This window comes from Oribacterium sp. HCP3S3_B9, from assembly GCF_052064255.1.
Taxonomy (GTDB): Bacteria; Bacillota; Clostridia; order Lachnospirales; family Lachnospiraceae; genus Oribacterium.
In genome coordinates this window covers 28,316-47,728 of the sequence record NZ_JBQHVY010000003.1, presented here as the reverse complement: position 1 = coordinate 47,728, position 19,413 = coordinate 28,316, and the positions used below count along the sequence as shown (strand labels likewise).

At 52.4% G+C, this 19,413-nt stretch carries 20 protein-coding genes; all 20 read left to right on the top strand.

Going from position 1 to position 19,413, the window contains the following annotated elements; genetic code table 11:
* Positions 1–25 precede the first annotated feature (25 nt).
* The 20 genes from ACTNC3_RS02990 to rplV all read left to right on the top strand — a co-directional run bounded on the left by ACTNC3_RS02990 (position 26) and on the right by rplV (position 19,404).
* Positions 26–844, top strand: coding sequence for a response regulator transcription factor (locus tag ACTNC3_RS02990; protein WP_410042692.1), 819 nt, complete (start codon positions 26–28; stop codon positions 842–844).
* Positions 845–1,094: 250 nt separating this feature from the next.
* Entirely contained in the window at positions 1,095–2,258 is a 1,164-nt protein-coding gene (locus tag ACTNC3_RS02985) for a TRAP transporter substrate-binding protein (protein WP_410042691.1), read from the top strand.
* A gap of 97 nt (positions 2,259–2,355) precedes the next feature.
* Positions 2,356–2,916, top strand: a complete 561-nt coding sequence (locus tag ACTNC3_RS02980; protein WP_410042690.1) for a TRAP transporter small permease — start codon at positions 2,356–2,358, stop codon at positions 2,914–2,916.
* Positions 2,917–2,918: 2 nt separating this feature from the next.
* Complete coding sequence (locus ACTNC3_RS02975) at positions 2,919–4,253, top strand: TRAP transporter large permease (protein ID WP_410042689.1); 1,335 nt, start codon at positions 2,919–2,921, stop codon at positions 4,251–4,253.
* 102 nt (positions 4,254–4,355) lie between these two features.
* Entirely contained in the window at positions 4,356–4,856 is a 501-nt protein-coding gene (locus ACTNC3_RS02970) for a YcxB family protein (RefSeq protein ID WP_410042688.1), read from the top strand.
* A 27-nt stretch (positions 4,857–4,883) separates the two neighbouring features.
* Complete coding sequence (locus tag ACTNC3_RS02965; RefSeq protein ID WP_441226402.1) at positions 4,884–6,044, top strand: TRAP transporter substrate-binding protein; 1,161 nt, start codon at positions 4,884–4,886, stop codon at positions 6,042–6,044.
* 18 nt (positions 6,045–6,062) lie between these two features.
* Positions 6,063–7,466, top strand: a complete 1,404-nt coding sequence (gene murC / locus ACTNC3_RS02960; protein WP_441226401.1) for a UDP-N-acetylmuramate--L-alanine ligase — start codon at positions 6,063–6,065, stop codon at positions 7,464–7,466.
* A 526-nt stretch (positions 7,467–7,992) separates the two neighbouring features.
* Positions 7,993–8,802, top strand: coding sequence for a DnaD domain-containing protein (locus tag ACTNC3_RS02955; protein ID WP_410042685.1), 810 nt, complete (start codon positions 7,993–7,995; stop codon positions 8,800–8,802).
* The gene (locus tag ACTNC3_RS02950) at positions 8,777–9,748 is read left to right on the top strand and encodes an ATP-binding protein (RefSeq protein ID WP_441226400.1); all 972 of its coding nucleotides are present in this window, start codon (positions 8,777–8,779) and stop codon (positions 9,746–9,748) included. The genes ACTNC3_RS02955 and ACTNC3_RS02950 overlap by 26 nt, the downstream gene beginning before the upstream one ends.
* 184 nt (positions 9,749–9,932) lie before the next feature.
* The gene (locus ACTNC3_RS02945; protein ID WP_441226399.1) at positions 9,933–11,147 is read left to right on the top strand and encodes a ribose-phosphate pyrophosphokinase; all 1,215 of its coding nucleotides are present in this window, start codon (positions 9,933–9,935) and stop codon (positions 11,145–11,147) included.
* Between the two features lie 168 nt (positions 11,148–11,315).
* On the top strand, positions 11,316–12,629 hold the full coding sequence (locus ACTNC3_RS02940) for an acyltransferase family protein (RefSeq protein ID WP_441226398.1): 1,314 nt from the start codon (positions 11,316–11,318) through the stop codon (positions 12,627–12,629).
* A 7-nt stretch (positions 12,630–12,636) separates the two neighbouring features.
* Positions 12,637–13,647, top strand: coding sequence for a class I SAM-dependent methyltransferase (locus ACTNC3_RS02935; RefSeq protein ID WP_441226397.1), 1,011 nt, complete (start codon positions 12,637–12,639; stop codon positions 13,645–13,647).
* Between the two features lie 302 nt (positions 13,648–13,949).
* The gene (locus tag ACTNC3_RS02930; RefSeq protein ID WP_441226396.1) at positions 13,950–15,197 is read left to right on the top strand and encodes a cell wall-binding protein; all 1,248 of its coding nucleotides are present in this window, start codon (positions 13,950–13,952) and stop codon (positions 15,195–15,197) included.
* A gap of 628 nt (positions 15,198–15,825) precedes the next feature.
* Complete coding sequence (gene rpsJ, locus ACTNC3_RS02925; protein ID WP_441226395.1) at positions 15,826–16,143, top strand: 30S ribosomal protein S10; 318 nt, start codon at positions 15,826–15,828, stop codon at positions 16,141–16,143.
* Positions 16,144–16,195: 52 nt separating this feature from the next.
* On the top strand, positions 16,196–16,825 hold the full coding sequence (rplC, locus tag ACTNC3_RS02920; RefSeq protein WP_441226394.1) for a 50S ribosomal protein L3: 630 nt from the start codon (positions 16,196–16,198) through the stop codon (positions 16,823–16,825).
* Positions 16,826–16,850: 25 nt separating this feature from the next.
* A complete protein-coding gene (gene rplD, locus ACTNC3_RS02915) occupies positions 16,851–17,471 on the top strand; it encodes a 50S ribosomal protein L4 (RefSeq protein WP_410042677.1) in 621 nt (206 codons plus the stop codon).
* The gene (gene rplW / locus ACTNC3_RS02910) at positions 17,471–17,770 is read left to right on the top strand and encodes a 50S ribosomal protein L23 (protein WP_410042676.1); all 300 of its coding nucleotides are present in this window, start codon (positions 17,471–17,473) and stop codon (positions 17,768–17,770) included. Before rplD ends, rplW begins: the two co-directional genes overlap by 1 nt.
* 73 nt (positions 17,771–17,843) lie before the next feature.
* Positions 17,844–18,689, top strand: a complete 846-nt coding sequence (gene rplB / locus ACTNC3_RS02905) for a 50S ribosomal protein L2 (RefSeq protein WP_410042675.1) — start codon at positions 17,844–17,846, stop codon at positions 18,687–18,689.
* A gap of 19 nt (positions 18,690–18,708) precedes the next feature.
* Entirely contained in the window at positions 18,709–18,981 is a 273-nt protein-coding gene (gene rpsS, locus ACTNC3_RS02900) for a 30S ribosomal protein S19 (protein ID WP_410042674.1), read from the top strand.
* A 33-nt stretch (positions 18,982–19,014) separates the two neighbouring features.
* The gene (gene rplV, locus ACTNC3_RS02895) at positions 19,015–19,404 is read left to right on the top strand and encodes a 50S ribosomal protein L22 (protein WP_410042673.1); all 390 of its coding nucleotides are present in this window, start codon (positions 19,015–19,017) and stop codon (positions 19,402–19,404) included.
* Positions 19,405–19,413: the final 9 nt, after the last annotated feature.

Here is a 19,413-nt window from a genome sequence, read left to right as displayed (position 1 = left end):
TTTATATGGAGGAAAGGAGCTTGGTATGTACAGAATCCTGGTGGCAGATGATGAGGCCATCGAGCGGAAGGTACTGTTGAAAAAGCTGCGCCAGAAGTTCGGTGAGGAATCGGCGGTATTTTATGAGGCGGAGAACGGACGCGAGGTACTGAAGCTGTATGAGGAAAAGGGGGCGGATATCCTGCTGCTGGACATCGAGATGCCCGGTATCACGGGACTGGAGGCAGCGGAGCAGATCCGGCAGAAGGACCGGAACTGTGCCATCCTCTTTCTGACCGCCTTTAACGAGTTTGACTATGCGCGGAAGGCGATTTCCGTGCATGCGCTCGATTATCTTCTGAAGCCGTATGATGAGACGGAGCTGTTTCTCTCGATTGATTCGGCGATGCACTATGTCGATCAGGTGAAGGCGGGTCAGCTTCAGCCGCTGCCACAGGTGGAGACGGAAGCAGCGGCAGGTGGATCCTCCGGAGTGGAAACGCCGGGGGAGGGCGAAGCAGACCACGCGCAGGAAGAGAGTGGTGAGGACCGGATCGTATCCCGCATGCGCCGCTACGTGGAGGCGCATTATATGGAGGACGTTTCCGTGCTCGATATCGCAAGTGCCTTCGGCTACAGCGAGGCGTACTTCTGTAAGCTCTTCAAGCAGAACTTCGGAAAGAATTTCGTGACCTATCTGACAGAGTACAGGGTAGAGCTCGCGAAGAAGGCACTCGCTGAGCTTTCCTGCAACGTAAAGGAAGTCGGCCAGCGGGTCGGCTATGCGGACAGTAATTATTTCACGAAGGTGTTCCGCCGGATCACCGGCATGAGCCCATCTGAGTATCGAAATCAGCTGGGCTGATTGTTCATAAAAACGTCATAATGGTGAGAGAAGCCATAATCTGTTGTGAGTATCGCACAGATTATGGTTTCTTGTTTTGTGTACTTTGATAAAAGTGAATAACAAATGTGAACAAAATGTTAAAATAGTACGGCAAATGTCAGAATTTTCCTCTGTTTCCACGCAGGATTGTTCTTTATAATGTGCTTGTGTGTGAAAGACATCCGCAGAGTGTGGATGTCAAAATTATACAAAATGGAGGATATCTATTATGAAGAAGAGAATCTTAAGTGGCGTTCTCGCCGCAACCATGGTTGCATCCCTTGCAGCCTGTGGCTCATCCAAGCCGGCTGAGACCACTGCAGCAGCTACCACTGCAGCAGCAACCGAGGCAGCTACTGAGGCCGCAGCTGAGGAGACCACTGCAGCAGCAGAGGAGAAGACGACCGAGGCCGCAGCAGCAGACGGTGAGTACACTGTAAACGAGGCTGCAGCAGCTGATCCGGCGGTTACCCTGACCATGGCTGAGGTTAACCCGCTCGAGGGTACTATCTGCGGACAGATGGATACCAAGTTCAAGGAGGCTGTTGAGGCAATCTCCGGTGGTTCCATCACCATCGACCTTCAGGCATCCGGCGTACTCGGCGCAGAGCAGGACGTTCTTGACTCTATGCTCGGCGGTGGCGGAGACATCGATATGTCCCGTATCTCTGCATTCGCTCTGACTTCCTACGGCGCATCCAAGTCCGTTCTTCTTTCTCTCCCGTACGTTTTCGAGTCCAGAGAGCATTTCTGGAACTTCGTACACAGCGATCTCGGTGCAGAGATTCTGAACGAGTCTGAGGAGGCTGGTGTTGGTATCAAGGGTCTCTTCTACGGCGAGGAGGGCTTCAGACACTTCTTTACAGTTGAGAGCAAGCCGGTTTCTACCGTTGCTGATCTTAAGAACATGAAGATCCGTGTTTCCAATGACCCGATCATGCAGAAGATGGTTTCTTCTCTCGGTGCAAACCCTGCATCTGTTTCCATGACCGAGCTTTACTCCGCACTTCAGACAAACACCGTTGATGGTGCTGGTCAGCCGATCGCAAACTACGCTTCCAACCGTTTCGACGAGGTTGGTCCAAACCTTACACTGGATGGTCACACACTGGGTGCAATCGAGGTTGTTATCTCTGATGAGTCCTGGAACAACAAGCTGACCGACAACCAGAGAGACGTTATCACCGAGGCTTCCAAGATCGCTTCTGATTACTGCCAGAAGATCGCTGCTGAGACTGAGGATAAGGTTCTCGAGGAGCTCAAGGGTCGTGGCTGCAACGTCATCGAGATCGCTGACAAGTCCGAGTGGGAGGCTGCATGCGCACCGATCACCGAGGAGTATGCTACCGGCGAGCTTAAGGATGTGCTTGATCAGATCAAGGCACTTGCTTAATCTGTAAAAAATTAACCAAACGTCATTTTCGAATGACATGTAGTGAGGTGCTCACGGCGTGTCCGTGAGCACCTCATAGTTTTAGAAGGGGGATTCTATGCTTGACGCTTTAAAAAAGTTTGAGCCAATCTATGATTGGGTTTACAAAATCGTCATGGTGCTCTGTAAGCTGCTTCTCGTGGCTGATATCCTCATCATGACCTGGGTTGTACTGGGACGTTACCTCACCTTCTTACCGGCGCCAGGCTGGGGCGAGGAGACGATCCTGACACTGATGGCCTATATGTCCGTGCTTTCTGCGGCACTGGCTATCCGTCGTAATGCGCATATTCGTATGACGACCTTCGATCGTTATCTTCCGACGGGGCTTCTGAAGGCCTTGGATCTTCTCGATGATATCGCTGTCATGGTACTTGCGTTCATCATGCTGATCGTCGGTTGGAAGTATGCAAACGGCATCGGTGCGAAGGGTTCCTTCATCTCCATGCCATGGCTCAGTAAGAAGTGGATGTATTTCCCGATTCCGCTGGCCGGCTTCGCGATGATCTTCTTCGAGCTGGAGCGCTTAGTGATCGATATCGAGCACATTCTGGATAAGAATTATAAGCCGGATGACGGCATGCATTTTGATACACCGGATGAAAAGGAGGCGAAATAATTATGGCAAATACAACCGCTATTGCAGTTCTCCTGATTACATTCTTCGCATTGGTTTTCCTTAGAGTGCCGATTGCGTACTCTGTAGCACTTTCATCGGTCTGCTGCCTGATGTATCAGGGACTTCCGCTGAACACCGTTGCACAGCAGATGGTAAAGGGTATTTCATCTTTCTCCCTGATGGCCGTTCCGTTCTTCATCACCATGGGTGTATACATGGGAACCGGTGGTATCTCTGAGAAGCTGCTGGATCTGGCAGACGCCTTCGTCGGCTGGATGACCGGTGGTCTCGCCATGGTAAACATCCTGGCATCCTACTTCTTCGGTGGTATCTCCGGATCCGCTTCTGCAGATACCGCATCCCTCGGCTCTCTTGAGATCCCGATGATGGTAAACCGTGGTTATGATGTTGACTTTGCGACGGCTGTTACCATCGCATCCTCTGTTGAGGGTATGCTGGTTCCGCCATCCCACAATATGGTTATTTACGCGACCACGGCAGGTGGTATCTCCATCGGTTCGCTCTTCCTCGCAGGTTACCTTCCAGGCGTTGTTCTCGCAGGTTCCCTGATGATCGGTTCCTACATCATCTCGAAGAAGAGACACTATCCGAAGGGTGAGCCGTTCTCACTGAAGAGACTGGGACGCAGCCTCGCAACCTCCATCTGGGCACTGCTGTGCATCCTGATCGTCGTCGTCGGTGTCGTAGCCGGCGTGTTCACAGCGACGGAGTCTGCTGCGATCGCCGTTATCTACTCACTGCTTGTATCGATTTACGTTTATAAGGGTATCACCTGGAAGCAGGCATGGGCGTGCCTCGACAGCTGTGTAGAGACCCTTGGTATCGTGCTGATCCTTATCTCTACCTCCTCGATCTTCGGCTACTGCCTGACCAGACTCCATGTTCCGGATCTCGCAGCAAACCTGATCACCGGTGTTTCGAACAACCCGGTTGTCATCGCACTGCTCGTGAACCTCATCCTTCTGATCCTCGGCTGCATCATGGATATGGCGCCGATCATCCTGATTTCGACCCCGATCCTTCTTCCGATCGTTATGTCCATCGGTATGGATCCGGTTCAGTATGGTATCATCCTCGTTCTCAACTGTGGTATCGGTCTTCTGACACCGCCGGTTGGCTCGGTTCTCTTTATCGGTGCAGCGATTGCGAAGCGTCCGATGGAGAAGATCGTCGTAGCGATGCTTCCGTTCTATGTAATGATGGTTGTCGCACTCATGATGATCACCTTCATTCCGAACATCTCCCTCCTCATTCCGAAGCTCTTCGGATATGTACAGCAGGGTACCGGTGTTCTTTCCATGATCGGCAAGCTGTAAGCAGCGTGTCTACATGTGAATTTATGCGATTAAAAAGCGCGGCGGTTGAATCCGCCGTGCTTTTTTTATAAGATGGATGCAAACAGGAAGAGAGGTGCATGCATGCGTTATCATTTTAAATACAGAAACGGCGTGAAGGAGATGTGGGAGCTCGCGATGATCTATCAGTACAGCTCGCTGGTTGGCGTGGTCAATGTCGTCTTTACCTTCGCGATGGCGGTCCTCGCGGGTGCCAGCTACGGAAATCACTGGATGGGCTGGCTCATCGTTTCAGCGATCGGTACAGTTTATTTCCCGCTCATTCAGCCGCTTATCGTTTATGTTCGATGCAGAAAAAATGCAGTGAAGATCCAGGAGGATACAGAGCTTGCATTTTCGGAGGAGCATATCTATATCACCGTAGGGGAGCAGCACCAGACACTGACATGGAAGGAAATCTATGCGGTTCGTCGCTTTCTGAATCTGACGGTACTGTACACTGGACGTGGACACGGACTGGTGATTCCGGGCTATGCCTTTCAGAGTAAAGAAGAAAGCAAATCCTTCCTGCAGTTTGCAGAGGCAAGTGCAGTGAAGGCTCATCCGGCGAAAAAGACGAAGTGACGGTAGACAGTGAAAAGACGCAGTGACATGAAGAGACAGACGATTTTTTCTTTCAGAGGACGCAGAAAGTGCCTGCTGTTGAGTCTTGGCGGCGTCGTTCTGCTGAGTCAGCTGCCTGGATGCAGTACGGCAGCGGCCGATGCGTCGAAGAAGGCGAGCTCGCAGAGTACAGGCGGTGCCGGTGTGGCGTCGACAGCGAGTGCGGATGCTGCGGGGATCACAGACGCGCAGACGAATCAGTCGCAGACATCACAGGAGAGGCAGAGAAAGGTCCCGGAATATGTGTTCAGCTATGCCGATAACCAGACGGGCAATTATCCGACCGTCCAGGCAGCACGCCGCTTTGCAGACCAGGTGAATCAGGAAACCGATGGCCGCATCGAGATACGTGTATATCCGAACGCAGAGCTCGGGGATGAGGATTCTACGGTACGACAGGTATCCTATGGTGGCATCGATTTCTGTCGTTGTTCGCTCTCGAATCTGCCGGACTATAGTGAAGAAACGCTCGTACTGCAGCTGCCCTATCTATATGAGGACCGAGACCATATGTGGCGGGTACTGGATGGGGAGATCGGTGCACAGGTGAAGGACAGCTTCCAGGGAAGCGGTATGGTTGCACTTTCCTGGTTTGATGCCGGCGTTCGTAATTTCTATACGACGGATGAAGCGATCCACTGCCTCGAGGACATGCAGGGGATGAAGATCCGTGTCCAGCAGGCAGAACTCGCAGAAGATATGGTCGAGGCGCTGGGGGCGGAAGCCGTGCCGATCGTCTACGAAGCCGTCAAGGATGCGCTGCAGACCGGTGAGATCGATGGCGCGGAAAATAACTGGGCGTCCTACGAGGCGATGCAGCATGACGAAATCGCCCGGTACTATACCGTGGATGAGCATATGCGCGTTCCGGAGCTGATGCTCGTCAGCAGTGCGACCTGGGAGCAGCTTTCCGCGGAGGATCAGGCGACGATTCAGCGCTGTGCGGACGCGGCCGGCCTCTATGAGCGTGAGCTCTGGACGGCACGTGAAACGAGTGCACGGGAGAAGTGTCTTCGGGAGGGCACCGTCGAAATCGTGCTGCCAGAGCGGGAAAAGAAGCGCTTCCGGGATGCGGTTTCTCCTCTTTACAAAAAGTACTGCGGGGATTATGCTGAACTCGTTGAAAAAATCAATGAAATAAGAGATTGATAAGAAGGTAGAGAATATATGTATCAGATTCAGTTTGATAAGCCTGTACACGTTCATTTCATCGGTATCGGCGGTATTTCCATGAGCGGTCTCGCCGAGATCCTGCTCTCACGGAAGTTTCCGGTGTCCGGCTCCGACAGCCATGAGTCAGCATTGACCGACCAGCTGGCAGCGCAGGGCGCGGTGGTCCACTATCCGCAGATTGCAGAAAACATCACAGATGACATCGACGTCGTCGTCTATACGGCGGCGATTCACCCGGATAACCCGGAGTTCAGAGCCGCACAGGAGAAGAATCTCCCGATGCTGACCCGGGCCCAGCTCCTCGGTGAGATCATGCGGAACTATAAGGAGGCGATCAATGTCTCGGGCACCCATGGAAAGACGACCACGACCTCGATGATCACGGAGATCCTGCTCGAGGCGCATAAGGATCCGACCGTTTCTGTCGGCGGCATGCTGAAGGACATCGGTGGAAACATCCGCGTCGGTGGACAGGAGACCTTCGTCGTGGAGGCCTGTGAGTACACGAACTCGTTTCTCAGCTTCTTCCCGACCATCGAGGTCATCCTGAATGTCGAAGCCGATCACCTCGACTTTTTTAAGGACATCGATGATATTCGTCACAGCTTTAAGCTCTTCGCAGAGAAGCTGCCGGAGGATGGCCTGCTGGTGATCAATAAGGACATCAAGCACAGTGAGTATTTCACGCAGGCGCTGAAGTGCCGGGTAGTCACCTTCGGACACGAGAAGGATGCAGACTATACGGCAAACTTCATCAGCTACGATAAGTTCGCACACCCGAGCTATACCCTTTTCTATAAGGGCGAAGAGCTGGCACAGGTGGAGCTCGGCGTCACCGGCGAGCATAATATCTATAATTCATTGGCAGCAGTTGCGGTCGCACGCTCCCTCGATATCCCGATGGAGGTGATTCTGCGCGGCCTGAAGCGCTTCACCGGCACAGACCGCCGCTTCCAGAAGAAGGGCAGTGTGAACGGCTTCACCATCATCGATGACTATGCGCATCATCCACAGGAGATCGCAGCGACCATCGAGGCGGCGAAGAAGTATCCGCACCGGAAGCTCTGGATCGTATTCCAGCCGCATACCTACAGTCGTACGGCGGCGCTGCTGGATGATTTTGCAGGCGCGCTGAGCCAGGCGGATGAGATCGTGCTGGCGGACATCTATGCGGCACGAGAGAAGAACACCATCGGCATCAGCTCCGATGATCTGCGGAAGCATATGCTCGAGCAGAATACAAATGTATATTACATTCCGAAGTTTGAAGACATCGAGGACTTCCTCCTGCAGCATGTAGAGGAGGGGGATGTCCTGATTACGATGGGCGCGGGCGACATCTATAAGGTCGGCGACGACCTGCTGAAGCAGCCGGGTGCCATCGTGGAAGAAGCCTGATCAGACGAGGCCAGAACCCCTTACGCGGGTTCTGGCCTCATTTTGTATTACGAATCCCGCCGGGCCACCTGCCAGATCCGACTGAAAATGTAAGCGTTTACCAAAAAGAAATAAGTTTTCATCAACAGATATTAATGGAAATCCACCGCTATGCTGTGGATAAACACCGGATTGTACTATTTAAATACAATCCGCTGCCGCTCTTGACATCGATTTTACGCGCTTTTACACATTGCAATAAAATTGTAAACAATTTAGAATCGAGATGTAGGTCTTGACTTTTCAGCTGTGAACATTATCCACCGCGATGTGGATAACTTAGGTGGATAAAGTTGTGGACTGGATCGGTTGAAGAGCTTTGCACCCTGTGTTATCATCATTTCACCGAAGCAAACGGTGGTTCTGCCACCGGGCATTGCGGTGGGCGCGTACCCTGAGAACGACGTCTGCGTGATCGATTTTGCATCGGATTTTTTTAACTGTAGATTTCCGTATCACGGAATGTAGATAGAACCGGGTAGTTGAGATGGGCACAAATATTGTTGATAACCTTGCGGTACATGCGACCTGTATTTCGAACGATTTTCTGGATAAGTATCTGGGATCGGCGAACGGGGATTATATAAAAGTATATCTTCTGATGCTTCGGCATAAGGGAGAGCAGTTTACGGTGACGGATGCAGCGGATGCACTGAACCTGACCGACGGTGATATCGAGCGTGCCGTGCGCTACTGGGAGAAGCAGGGCGTTTTTAAGGCGGGGACCGATGCCCTCGTTCGCGAGGAGCTCCGCGAGACCTGCGATATGGAGGCGGAAGCAGAGGCGCAGAGCGCTGCGGCGGCTGTTTCGACCGCGATTCCGGCACAGGCGATGGAGCAGGCCGAGCAGAAGCTCGAGAAGCTTTCCGGTACCGTCGATGATGTGTTCGATGACGAGGAGTTCGCCGGTATTCTGTTTGTGGCGAAGCATGTGCTGCCGACACTTCCGAGCATCCGTCAGGTGGAGACGCTTCAGTATATGTATAAAGATCTCCACATGCAGGCAGATGTCATCGAGTATCTGCTTGAGTACTGTGCGAGCATCAAGAAGACGACCAGCAAGTATCTGCAGGCTGTCGCGATCAACTGGCACGAGCAGGGCATCGTCACGCTGGCACAGGCACGGGAGCTGATCAGGTCCTTCGAAGAGAAGAAGACGAAAAAGAAGACCCGTGGTTCCAGCTCCAGAAACAACAAGTTCCTTAACATAGAAAAGTCAGAAATCGATTATGACAGCATCGCACAGAAGCGTGTGCTGGACAGGATGAAGAATGGCACTCACGAATGCACAGTATAATCAAATCATGCACGTCTATGACGTCCGTCGGATGAAGGATGCGCTGCATCTCGAGGCACGGAAAAAGGACGCGTATCAGAAGCTTCCGGAGCTGAAGGCTCTGGAGGCTTCTGTGCGCGCAGAGGCGGGGCGCACGCTCCAGCTGATGCGCGAGGGACAGAAGGAGGAGCTTCGGAACCTGAAGGACCATATCCGCGCCATCGGCGAGGAGAAGAAGGATCTGCTCGTGCGAAACGGCTTCCCGGCAGACTATCTCGAGATGCAGTATACCTGTCCGGACTGCCAGGATACCGGCTTCATCGGTGGGGAGAAGTGTCACTGCTTCAAAAAGATGCAGATGCAGTTTATCTATCAGCAGTCCCATCTTGGGCGTATCGTACGAACACAGAACTTCGATCACTTCGATCTCACACGCTTCGATGATCGGGAGCTGATCGATGGTGCGGGCGGAAAGACGAACCGTCAGTATATGGCGGAGGTCCGGAATCTGCTGCTGGACTGGACGCAGAACTTCGATGAGCGGCACGGCAACGTGATCCTGATGGGAAATCCGGGTACCGGAAAGACCTTCCTCATCAACTGTGTGGCGAAGGCGCTGATGGACAGCTACCATTCGGTGATCTACTTCACCAGCACGGATCTCTTCGACAGCTTTTCGAGAGCGCTCCGGCATGATGTGGAGGAGCAGGAGGAAACAGAGGATGCGATCCTGAACTGCGATCTCCTCGTGATCGACGATCTCGGTACGGAGATGAACAACAGCTATACGACCTCGCGTCTCTTTTATGTGCTGAATCAGCGGATGGTACTGCACAAGTCCGTGATGATTTCGACGAATCTGAACTTCCGGGCGATGCAGGACCGTTATTCTGATCGTATCGTCTCCCGTATCATGGCGGAGTACGACTACATCCCGCTCTACGGAGTGGACCAGAGGCTGCGCTGAGCCGAAAGCCCATAGGCCTCTGGGATAGGTGGAAAAGCTACCGCCCACCGGGTCCTCTGTCTGTACTGTTATGGAAAAAGCTGTAGTTATAGAATGTATGGTAAAAAGATGTTGACAGTCATGACTGTTTACATATATAAAGAAGGTTGATTTGAGATTGGAACGTTTCTAAGGAGGAGAGAGAATGTCAGATTCCAGAACTTCAGAGTTTATTGAGCGTATCCCGGTGGGACCACTGGCGCTGATGCCGCTCGATTCGATCCAGCCACTGGGCCAGAAGGTCGATGAGTATCTTTCTACATGGCGTACCCAGCGTGAGAGTGATCACAAGGAGACCATCGCGTTCAACGGTTACCAGAAGGACAGCTATATCGTACAGGCGAAGGTGTCCCGCTTCGGCTCCGGTGAGGCGAAGGCGAACATCCTCGAGACCGTACGTGGCGTGGATCTGTATCTGATGGTTGACGTCATGAACTATGCACAGACCTACAGCCTGTTCGGCCAGGTGAACCACATGTCCCCGGATGATCACTACAGTGATCTGAAGCGCGTCATCGCAGCGACGACCGGCAAGGCGAAGCGCATCAATGTCATCATGCCGTTCATGTATGAGTCCCGCCAGCACAAGCGTACCGGACGTGAGTCCCTCGACTGCGCGATGATGCTCCAGGAGCTTCATGCGATGGGCGTGGAGAACTTCATCACTTTCGATGCACATGATCCACGTGTCATGAATGCGATCCCGCAGGACAGCTTTGACAACATCTCCTGCTCCTACCAGTTCATCAAGGCGATCCTCGCACATGTAGAGGACCTCGATATCGATAAGAACCACATGATGATCATCTCTCCGGATGAGGGTGGTATGAGCCGTGCGATCTACTACGCAAACGTGCTCGGCATCGACATGGGTATGTTCTATAAGAGACGTGACTACTCAAAGGTAGTCAACGGCCGTAATCCGATCGTGGCCCATGAGTTCCTCGGTGCAGATGTAGAGGGGAAGGATGTATTTATCATCGACGATATGATCTCCTCCGGTGAGTCCCTCATCGATACGGCCAAGGAGCTGAAGGAGCGTAAGGCGAGACGTGTCTTCGCATGCTGCACCTTCGGTCTCTTCACCTCCGGCTTCAACAAGTTCGACCAGGCGTACGCAAACGGCACCTTAAACGGTGTCTTCACCACGAACCTGATCTACCAGCAGCCGGAGCTTCTGACGAAGCCGTGGTACATCAGCGTCGATATGGCGAAGTACATCGCCCTCATCATCGACAACCTGAATCATGATATGTCGATCTCCTCGATCCTGGATTCCAGCCAGAAAATCAACGATAAGGTCGCTGCCTACAGAGCACATCGCGAGCAGATGACCCAGCAGATGGAGCTTCCACTGTAAATCGCATGGATTGTGCCGTGTTCGGACGTGATACTGAACCAACTGCCCGGAGATGGCGGTGTGTATCAAAAGACGTTCCGATCCACAGGATCCGCTGACCGATATATGGATCGATATACGAAAGAGTCGCCGTTGCAGGCGGCTCTTTTTCTATGTAAAATAAAGGCTATGAATCCGACACAAGAAAACAGATTTCGAAATAAAATAAACTGGTACGTCTTCCTGATGTCCCTGCTCGTCGTCCTGATTCACAGCGTAAACCTCGCGATCGACAACACGACGCTCAGCTCGATGATCCTGACCGCAGACCATACCGGTGCAGAGCTTGCCGGCATCACCGGCGTCGCCGGCCACGTCGAGCACCTTCTGTCGAACGCCCTCGGGCAGATGGCGGTGCCGGGCTTCTTTCTGATCTCCGGCTACCTCTTCTTCCGGACACTGCATGGCTTCCGGGATATCGGGCGGAAGTGGCAGGAGCGGGTCTGGTCGCTGCTCGTACCCTATGGCGCATGGAATGTGCTCTGGTATCTCGCTTACGTGCTGACCGGCCGTCGGCACTTCTCCCTCACGGCGATGAGTGAGGCTGCTGCGAACCACAGCTGTAATCCGACCTTCTGGTATATGTACCAGCTGATGCTGCTGACGCTCCTCGCGCCTCTTCTCTACCTGCTGCTCCGGAACGCGTTCGTTATGCTTCTGTCACTTCTCCTGCTCGCCACCGCGATCGGTGCAGGCGCCACGCTCCCGCTGGTCAATGCAGACGCCCTCATCTATTATGGCGTCGGCGCCCTGTTCGCCTGTCATGGACGGGGGCTGTTCGAAGGCGCCGCAGCGGACGCCCGGCTTCTCCGGAAGGCGATGCCTGGAAAGGTGAAAGGGGAGGCGGAGATCGTCGTCCTGCCGGTGGCAGCGAACGCCCGTCAGCGTCGCAGCTCCATGGAGAGAGGGTGCCGCATCGCCGGCATTGGCCTCCTGCTGCTAGCATGGCTGCTGCAGATCCTGACCCCGGCGAAGCTGATGAGCTTCGTGTTCTATGATGGGAGCGGCATCGCGCGGATGTCGATGCCGGCCTACCTGATGAGCGGAGGGGCACTGGCGCGCTGGATCGGAAAGTGCCTTCAGCAGCTTCCACTGTTTGTGCTTTCACTGTCCGGGAGTGGTCCGCAGGCGCTCGTCGCCATCGTGCGACGACTGCTGCTCGTGCTCGGCGTCTGGTTCGTCCTGCCCGGAGACCGTCTGCCGGAAGCGAAACCCTATATGAAAAACAGCTTCTTTCTGTACGCAGTGCATTATCCGATTGCGCGCGCACAGTATTATATGATACAGTACTTGGGCATTCCGTACGACGGATGGGGAGAAGCGGTGCGCCTCGCGCTGTACCTGCTGACCCCGGTGGTCGCTGTCGCGGCCGCGTATGGGCTGAAGCGTGTACTGAAACGGTACCTGCCGCTGCAGTGGAAAATTCTCAGCGGAGGACGATAGGAGTTCTATGTTTATTGCAGATCATTGGAAAGATTATGAGGTTATCGACACATCAAACGGCGACAAGCTGGAGCGCTGGGGGAAGTATATCCTCCGTCGCCCGGATCCACAGGTTATCTGGCAGACACCCTTCCGGAATCCGTACTGGAAGAAGCTGAACGGCCACTATCATCGCTCGAACAAGGGCGGCGGCGAGTGGGAGTTCTTCGATCTTCCGAAGCAGTGGAAGATTTCCTACGTGCTCGGTGGCGCGGATGCGGCCGCCTCGACCCTGAAGCCGGACGTGCGTGCGACCTACTGCCCGACGGCACCGGTCTATGCACAGCTCGAGAAGCTTCCTATAGAAAAACGCACCCTGACCTTCCACCTGAAGCCGTTTACGTTTAAGCATACCGGTCTCTTCCCGGAGCAGGCGGCGAACTGGGACTGGTTCGCGGATCGTATCCTCGGGGAAGTGGAGCGTCGGAAGCAGGCAGGTATCGACCGTCCGGTGAAGGTGCTGAATCTCTTTGCCTATACGGGCGGTGCGACCCTGGCCGCGGCCGCGGCCGGTGCTCAGGTGACCCATGTGGACGCCTCGAAGGGCATGGTGCAGTGGGCGAAGGAAAACGCAGAGGCCTCCCATCTCAAGGATGCGCCGATCCGCTGGCTCGTCGACGACTGTATGAAGTTCGTAGAGCGTGAGATCCGCCGTGGAAATACCTATGACGCGATCATCATGGATCCGCCATCCTATGGTCGTGGACCGAAGGGGGAGATCTGGAAGATCGAGGATTCGGTCTATCCGCTCGTGCAGCAGGCGGCGAAGCTGCTGACAGAAGACAGCATCTTCTTCCTCATCAATTCCTACACGACCGGACTGCAGCCGGCGGTCATGAGCTATATGCTCGGCACGGCGATCCGTGCACGCCTCGGCGGTGTGATCCACTCGGAAGAGGTTGGCCTGCCGGTGACGGAAACCGGACTCGTGCTGCCATGCGGCTGCAGCGGCCGCTGGGAAAGCTGCGAAAAGTCATAATAGTAGAGAAAACAGCATTGGCCGAAGGCGGTAGGCGTGACGAACGAAGCCACGGTGACGCGTGTGAATGTAAGAGAATCGTAAGCATTTCGCCGGGATTATTCAGTATTCTTCATGGAATAGAAATTGCATTTGCATGAGTGAAAGGCTATTATTATAGCATAAGTATGATGCAGACTGGAAAATCGTCCGGTGAGGCGCACACGAGCGCATACATCCGGTCCGAAAGAGGACGGCGGCGACCGGAGCCAGTGCATCCACAGGCGTTGGGGCCGGTAGAGCCGGGTCCGGAGGGATACGATATGATGAAAGAAAAGCTTAGAAAACTTCTGATCGCAGCCGGTGCGCTTGCGGTGATTTCCGCGACGAGTGCATTTGCGGCCGGCTGGACGACGAACACCAGCGGCGAGCCGGTATATATGCAGGATAACGGAACCGTGGCGGCGAACGCCTGGATCAAGGCGGAGAGCAACGGTCAGGTGATCTGGTACTACGCTACCGGGAACGGCACCCTGAAAAAGGGCGGCTGGCAGACCGTTGGCGGCTATCGCTACTACTTCGATGAGATGGGTGTGATGCAGACCGGCTGGGTAGATGGAAACAGCTACTACTGTAATCCGAACACAGGTGCCGCTGTTTCAGGCTGGCAGTACCTGACGATTCCGGAGGAGGACCAGAGCTTCTATGAGGACGATGTGAACTACAGCACGAATCATGCAGCCTGGTATTTCTTCGCCACTGGAACGAATAAAAAGTACGCGTCTGACAGCTATAACGTTACCGTAAAGACCATCAATGGTCTCAAGTACGGCTTCGATGAGAATGGCGTGATGCAGCTCGGATGGTCGAAGGTACAGGATACGACCCCGGAGATCAGCGGATACATGTATTTCGCGATGAAAACCGACGATCACTTCAAGCAGGGCCAGCTGATCGAGAACACCTGGTATACGACGACCGGACCGCAGAACAGCGATGGCTCCTATGATGAGAGTCTCGCCAGCGGTGATGTAGAGTATTTCTACTTCCGCTCGAATGGACGACCGGCAGCTGGAACGACCGGCAACTTCCTCGTGCAGTCGATCAGCGGTAAGAAGTACCTCTTCAACGAAAAGGGAAATCCGGTATATGGCATGCAGAAGGGTTCCACGACGACCGACGCAAGCGTGCATTACTACTACTGTGGATCCAGCAGAGCAGACTGCTCGGTAAAGACCGGACGTTTCGTGATGACCGAGGCGGATGGCGATAAGATCACCTACTATGCAGAGAGCAACGGCCGCGGCTACACCGGCGTGAAGAACGGTTACCTCTATTATGAGGGCAGACTGCAGCAGGCGGATCAGAGTGCGAAGTACCAGACCTGCTACGTAGATGGAAAGAACTACGTGATCTCTTACTCCGGACTGGTCATGAAGAGTAAAACAAATCTCCGCGATGCGGATGGTAATAAGGTATCGACTAATGCCGACGGTACGCTGAAGGCAAACCTCGATGGCAGCCTCGAGGCGATGACCGCGACTCCGCCGGATGTCGATGACATCGACTGAGGATGAGATTTCCTTTCTATATAGAAGAGGGCCCGTTTCCGAAAGGAGCGGGCTCTCTTCTGGTATAGAACAGATGGCTGCATTCGTTCGTTTGCAGTCCGGGTCCCCGCTGAACTGCGATCAAAAAAGGTCTTGCAATTCAGAAAAACAGATGGTATGATATGACACGCACGGCGAGGTGGTTACCTGCTGTGCTGTACATTATATCGTGATACACACGGCAGTGTGGAAACGTGTATCGGATTTTATACACGTTTTCAGAAAAATTGCTTGCAATAAAAAAGCATGTGTGTTATCTTTGTACACGCTGTGACATGATAGCGTTGAAATGAAGATTGCTTGCATGGACGAAAGCCAAGATCCGTACAACAGTATCCTTTGGATCCAGTGAGCCTCCGGGCTCCGCCTGAGAGTTGAGACGGCAACCAAGTATAAGTCATGTAAGAGAACTTCAGGGAGCGAATGTCTAGTTTAGAAACTGACGGCAGGTCACTGTACTACAATTTAATCCATCAAACAGCAGATGGATTTGCGCAGATCGATCCTTTATCTCACATGGGACAGGTGTGCGCGTTAATGTACAGTCACCGACTTATCGTCAAATCACCGATAGGAGGCGACTTTTTTTATGGCAAGTCAAGTAATGAGAATCACACTTAAGGCTTACGATCACGTCCTTGTAGACGAGTCAGCCGCAAAGATTGTGGAGAACTGCAAGAAGACGGGTTCACAGGTATCCGGTCCGGTTCCACTTCCGACAAAGAAGGAGATCGTAACCATCCTTCGTGCTACACACAAGTACAAGGACTCTCGTGAGCAGTTCGAGCAGAGAACACACAAGAGACTTATCGACGTTATCAGTCCGAACCAGAAGACCATGGATGCTCTTCAGAGACTGGAGATGCCGGCTGGCGTTTATGTCGATATCAAGATGAAGAACAAGTAATGATTCTAGTATGAGTCTGAGAAATCGGGCTCCGCTGTAGAAAGGAGAACACATGAAGAAAGCTATTTTAGCAACAAAAGTAGGAATGACACAGATCTGGAACGAAGATGGCGTGTTAATTCCAGTAACTGTACTTCAGGCTGGTCCTTGTGTTGTTACACAGGTTAAGACTGTTGAGAACGACGGTTACGCAGCGATCCAGGTAGGCTTCCAGGATAAGAGAGAGAATCTCGTAAACAAGCCTATGAAGGGTCAGTTCGACAAGGCTGGTGTTCCTTGCAAGAGATTTGTGAAGGAGTTCAGACTTGAGGACGCTGAGAACTACAACGTTAAGGACGAGATCAAGGCTGACATCTTCGCTGAGGGCGACAAGATCGACGTTACCGCTATTTCCAAGGGTAAGGGATTCGAGTCCGCTATCAGAAAGTATGGCCAGTCCAGAGGACCGATGGGCCACGGCTCCAAGTTCCACCGTCACGCAGGATCCAATGGTACTTCCGCAACACCTTCACGTGTACTTCCGGGCAAGAGAATGCCAGGACACATGGGTGCTGTAAAGGTTACAACTCAGAATCTTACCATCGTTAAGGTAGATGCTGAGAACAACCTGCTTCTTGTAAAGGGAGCTGTACCGGGACCTAAGAAGGCTCTTGTAACTGTCAGAGAAGCAGTGAAGGCCTGAAACGTACGAAAGGAGGAACACATAAATGGCTAACGTATCAGTATTTGATATGCAGGGCAAGGAAGTTGGAAAGATGGATCTTAACGATGCCGTATTCGGCGTTGAGATCAATGAGCATCTCCTTCACCTCGCAGTTGTTGCTCAGCTTGCAAACAAGCGTCAGGGCACACAGAAGGCATTAACTCGTGCAGAGGTTTCCGGAGGCGGAAGAAAGCCTTGGAGACAGAAGGGCACAGGTCATGCAAGACAGGGCTCCATCAGAGCACCGCAGTGGAAGGGCGGCGGAGTTGTATTCGCACCGGTACCACGTGACTATACAACAACCATGAACAAGAAGGAGAAGAGAGCAGCTCTTAAGTCTGCACTCACCAACGCTGTTCAGGAGAACAAGCTCATCGTTGTTGATGAGATCAAGTTCGACGAGATCAAGACCAAGAACTTCCAGGCTATGCTGGATGCACTCAAGGTTGAGAAGGCATTCGTTCTTCTTGATTCGAACGATAAGAACACCGTTCTTTCTGCTAGAAACATCGCTGACATCAAGACAGCCGGTGTGAACGAGCTCAATGTATACGACGTTCTTAAGTACCAGACTGTAGTTGCTACGAAGGCAGCTGTAGAGAAGATCCAGGAGGTATACGCATAATGGCAGACATTAAGTATTACGACGTTATTCTCCGCCCGGTTATCACTGAGAAGTCCATGGGCGAGATGGCATCCAAGAAGTATACATTCCTTGTAAATCCGGACGCAACCAAGGCTCAGGTTCGTGAGGCCGTTGAGAAGATGTTCGAGGGTACAAAGGTAAAGGCTGTAAATACGATGAACGCTGACGGCAAGGCCAAGAGAAGAGGTCTCAAGCTCGGCAAGACAGCTGCAACGAAGAAGGCTATCGTTACTTTAACTGAGGATTCCAAGGAAATCGAGATTTTCAAGGGCCTTTAATTTACAGATAGCATAGTACGTCACGTGAAAAATTCTCTATTATACGTGACTAGTAAAAAGGAGAAAATAAGTCATGGGTATTAAGACATATAGACCTTATACACCTTCGAGAAGAAACATGACCGGTTCTGACTTTTCTGAGATTACGAAGAAGACTCCGGAGAGATCTCTTCTTTCTACAGTAAAGGAGAACGCTGGTAGAAACAATCAGGGTAAGATCACTGTTCGTCACCAGGGTGGTGGAAACAGACAGAAGTACAGAATCATCGATTTCAAGAGAAACAGCAAGGATGGTATCCCTGCAACTGTTATCGGAATCGAGTATGATCCGAACAGAACAGCCAACATCGCACTCATCGCTTATGCTGATGGTGAGAAGGCATACATCCTCGCACCGAACGGTCTGACCGACGGTATGAAGGTTATGAACGGACCTGAGGCTGAGGCAAGAGTTGGTAACTGCTTACCGCTTTCCAAGATTCCTGTAGGTACAAACGTTCACGCAATCGAGCTTATCCCTGGCAAGGGCGCACGTATGGTACGTTCTGCTGGTAACGCTGCTCAGCTGATGGCGAAGGAAGGCAAGTATGCAACTCTTCGTCTTCCGTCCGGCGAGATGAGAATGGTTCCTGTAGAGTGCCGTGCAACCATCGGTGTTGTAGGTAACGGTGACCACAACCTCATCAACCTTGGTAAGGCTGGTAGAAAGAGACACATGGGTTGGAGACCTACTGTTCGTGGTTCTGTCATGAACCCTAACGATCACCCGCACGGTGGTGGAGAAGGTAAGGCACCTGTCGGAAGACCTGGTCCTTGCACTCCATGGGGCAAGCCAGCACTTGGTCTTAAGACACGTAATAAGAAGAAGGCTTCCAACAAGCTTATCATCAGAAGACGTGATGGTAGAGCCATCAAGTAATTGAGGAGGAGAGAATAATATGGCACGTTCAGTTAAAAAAGGACCATTTATTGACGCTTCGCTGAAGAAGGCTGTCGATAATATGAATGCTTCCGGAAACAAGGCCGTTATCAAGACCTGGTCTCGTCGTTCCACCATCTTCCCGTCATTTGTTGGTCACACCATCGCAGTTCATGACGGTAGAAAGCACGTTCCTGTATATGTTACAGAGGACATGGTTGGACACAAGCTCGGAGAGTTCGTTGTAACCAGAACCTTCCACGGCCACACTGGCAACGAGAAGAGAGCATAACTCACGCATATTTGAAAGGAGGACATTTCTAAAATGTCAAAGGGTCATAGATCTCAGATTAAGAGAGAGAGAAATGCGAATACTGTAAAGAGACCTTCAGCTACTCTTTCATATGCAAGAGTATCCGTACAGAAGGCATGCTTCGTTCTTGACGCCATCAGAGGCAAGAACCTCGACGAGGCACTCGGTATCGTAACATACAATCCTAGATACGCTTCTACTTTAGTTAAGAAGCTTCTTGAGTCTGCTGCTGCTAATGCAGAGAACAACAACAACATGAATAGAGATAATCTTTATGTTGCTGAGTGCTATGCTGGTGCAGCTCCTACGATGAAGAGAATTCATCCGAGAGCACAGGGCAGAGCTTACAGAATTTTGAAGAGAAACTCACACATTACTGTAGTTTTAGACGAGAGAAAGTAAGAAGGAGGC

Coding starts and splice junctions, on each gene's coding strand:
- rplW (WP_410042676.1), top strand. CDS start 17,471: ATGGCAGACATTAAGTATTACGACGTTATTCTCCGCCCGGTTATCACT.
- rpsS (WP_410042674.1), top strand. CDS start 18,709: ATGGCACGTTCAGTTAAAAAAGGACCATTTATTGACGCTTCGCTGAAG.
- rplB (WP_410042675.1), top strand. CDS start 17,844: ATGGGTATTAAGACATATAGACCTTATACACCTTCGAGAAGAAACATG.
- rplC (WP_441226394.1), top strand. CDS start 16,196: ATGAAGAAAGCTATTTTAGCAACAAAAGTAGGAATGACACAGATCTGG.
- ACTNC3_RS02935 (WP_441226397.1), top strand. CDS start 12,637: ATGTTTATTGCAGATCATTGGAAAGATTATGAGGTTATCGACACATCA.
- ACTNC3_RS02985 (WP_410042691.1), top strand. CDS start 1,095: ATGAAGAAGAGAATCTTAAGTGGCGTTCTCGCCGCAACCATGGTTGCA.
- ACTNC3_RS02965 (WP_441226402.1), top strand. CDS start 4,884: ATGAAGAGACAGACGATTTTTTCTTTCAGAGGACGCAGAAAGTGCCTG.
- rplD (WP_410042677.1), top strand. CDS start 16,851: ATGGCTAACGTATCAGTATTTGATATGCAGGGCAAGGAAGTTGGAAAG.
- ACTNC3_RS02940 (WP_441226398.1), top strand. CDS start 11,316: ATGAATCCGACACAAGAAAACAGATTTCGAAATAAAATAAACTGGTAC.
- ACTNC3_RS02990 (WP_410042692.1), top strand. CDS start 26: ATGTACAGAATCCTGGTGGCAGATGATGAGGCCATCGAGCGGAAGGTA.
- ACTNC3_RS02945 (WP_441226399.1), top strand. CDS start 9,933: ATGTCAGATTCCAGAACTTCAGAGTTTATTGAGCGTATCCCGGTGGGA.
- ACTNC3_RS02950 (WP_441226400.1), top strand. CDS start 8,777: ATGGCACTCACGAATGCACAGTATAATCAAATCATGCACGTCTATGAC.
- murC (WP_441226401.1), top strand. CDS start 6,063: ATGTATCAGATTCAGTTTGATAAGCCTGTACACGTTCATTTCATCGGT.
- ACTNC3_RS02930 (WP_441226396.1), top strand. CDS start 13,950: ATGATGAAAGAAAAGCTTAGAAAACTTCTGATCGCAGCCGGTGCGCTT.
- ACTNC3_RS02955 (WP_410042685.1), top strand. CDS start 7,993: ATGGGCACAAATATTGTTGATAACCTTGCGGTACATGCGACCTGTATT.
- rpsJ (WP_441226395.1), top strand. CDS start 15,826: ATGGCAAGTCAAGTAATGAGAATCACACTTAAGGCTTACGATCACGTC.
- ACTNC3_RS02975 (WP_410042689.1), top strand. CDS start 2,919: ATGGCAAATACAACCGCTATTGCAGTTCTCCTGATTACATTCTTCGCA.
- ACTNC3_RS02980 (WP_410042690.1), top strand. CDS start 2,356: ATGCTTGACGCTTTAAAAAAGTTTGAGCCAATCTATGATTGGGTTTAC.
- rplV (WP_410042673.1), top strand. CDS start 19,015: ATGTCAAAGGGTCATAGATCTCAGATTAAGAGAGAGAGAAATGCGAAT.
- ACTNC3_RS02970 (WP_410042688.1), top strand. CDS start 4,356: ATGCGTTATCATTTTAAATACAGAAACGGCGTGAAGGAGATGTGGGAG.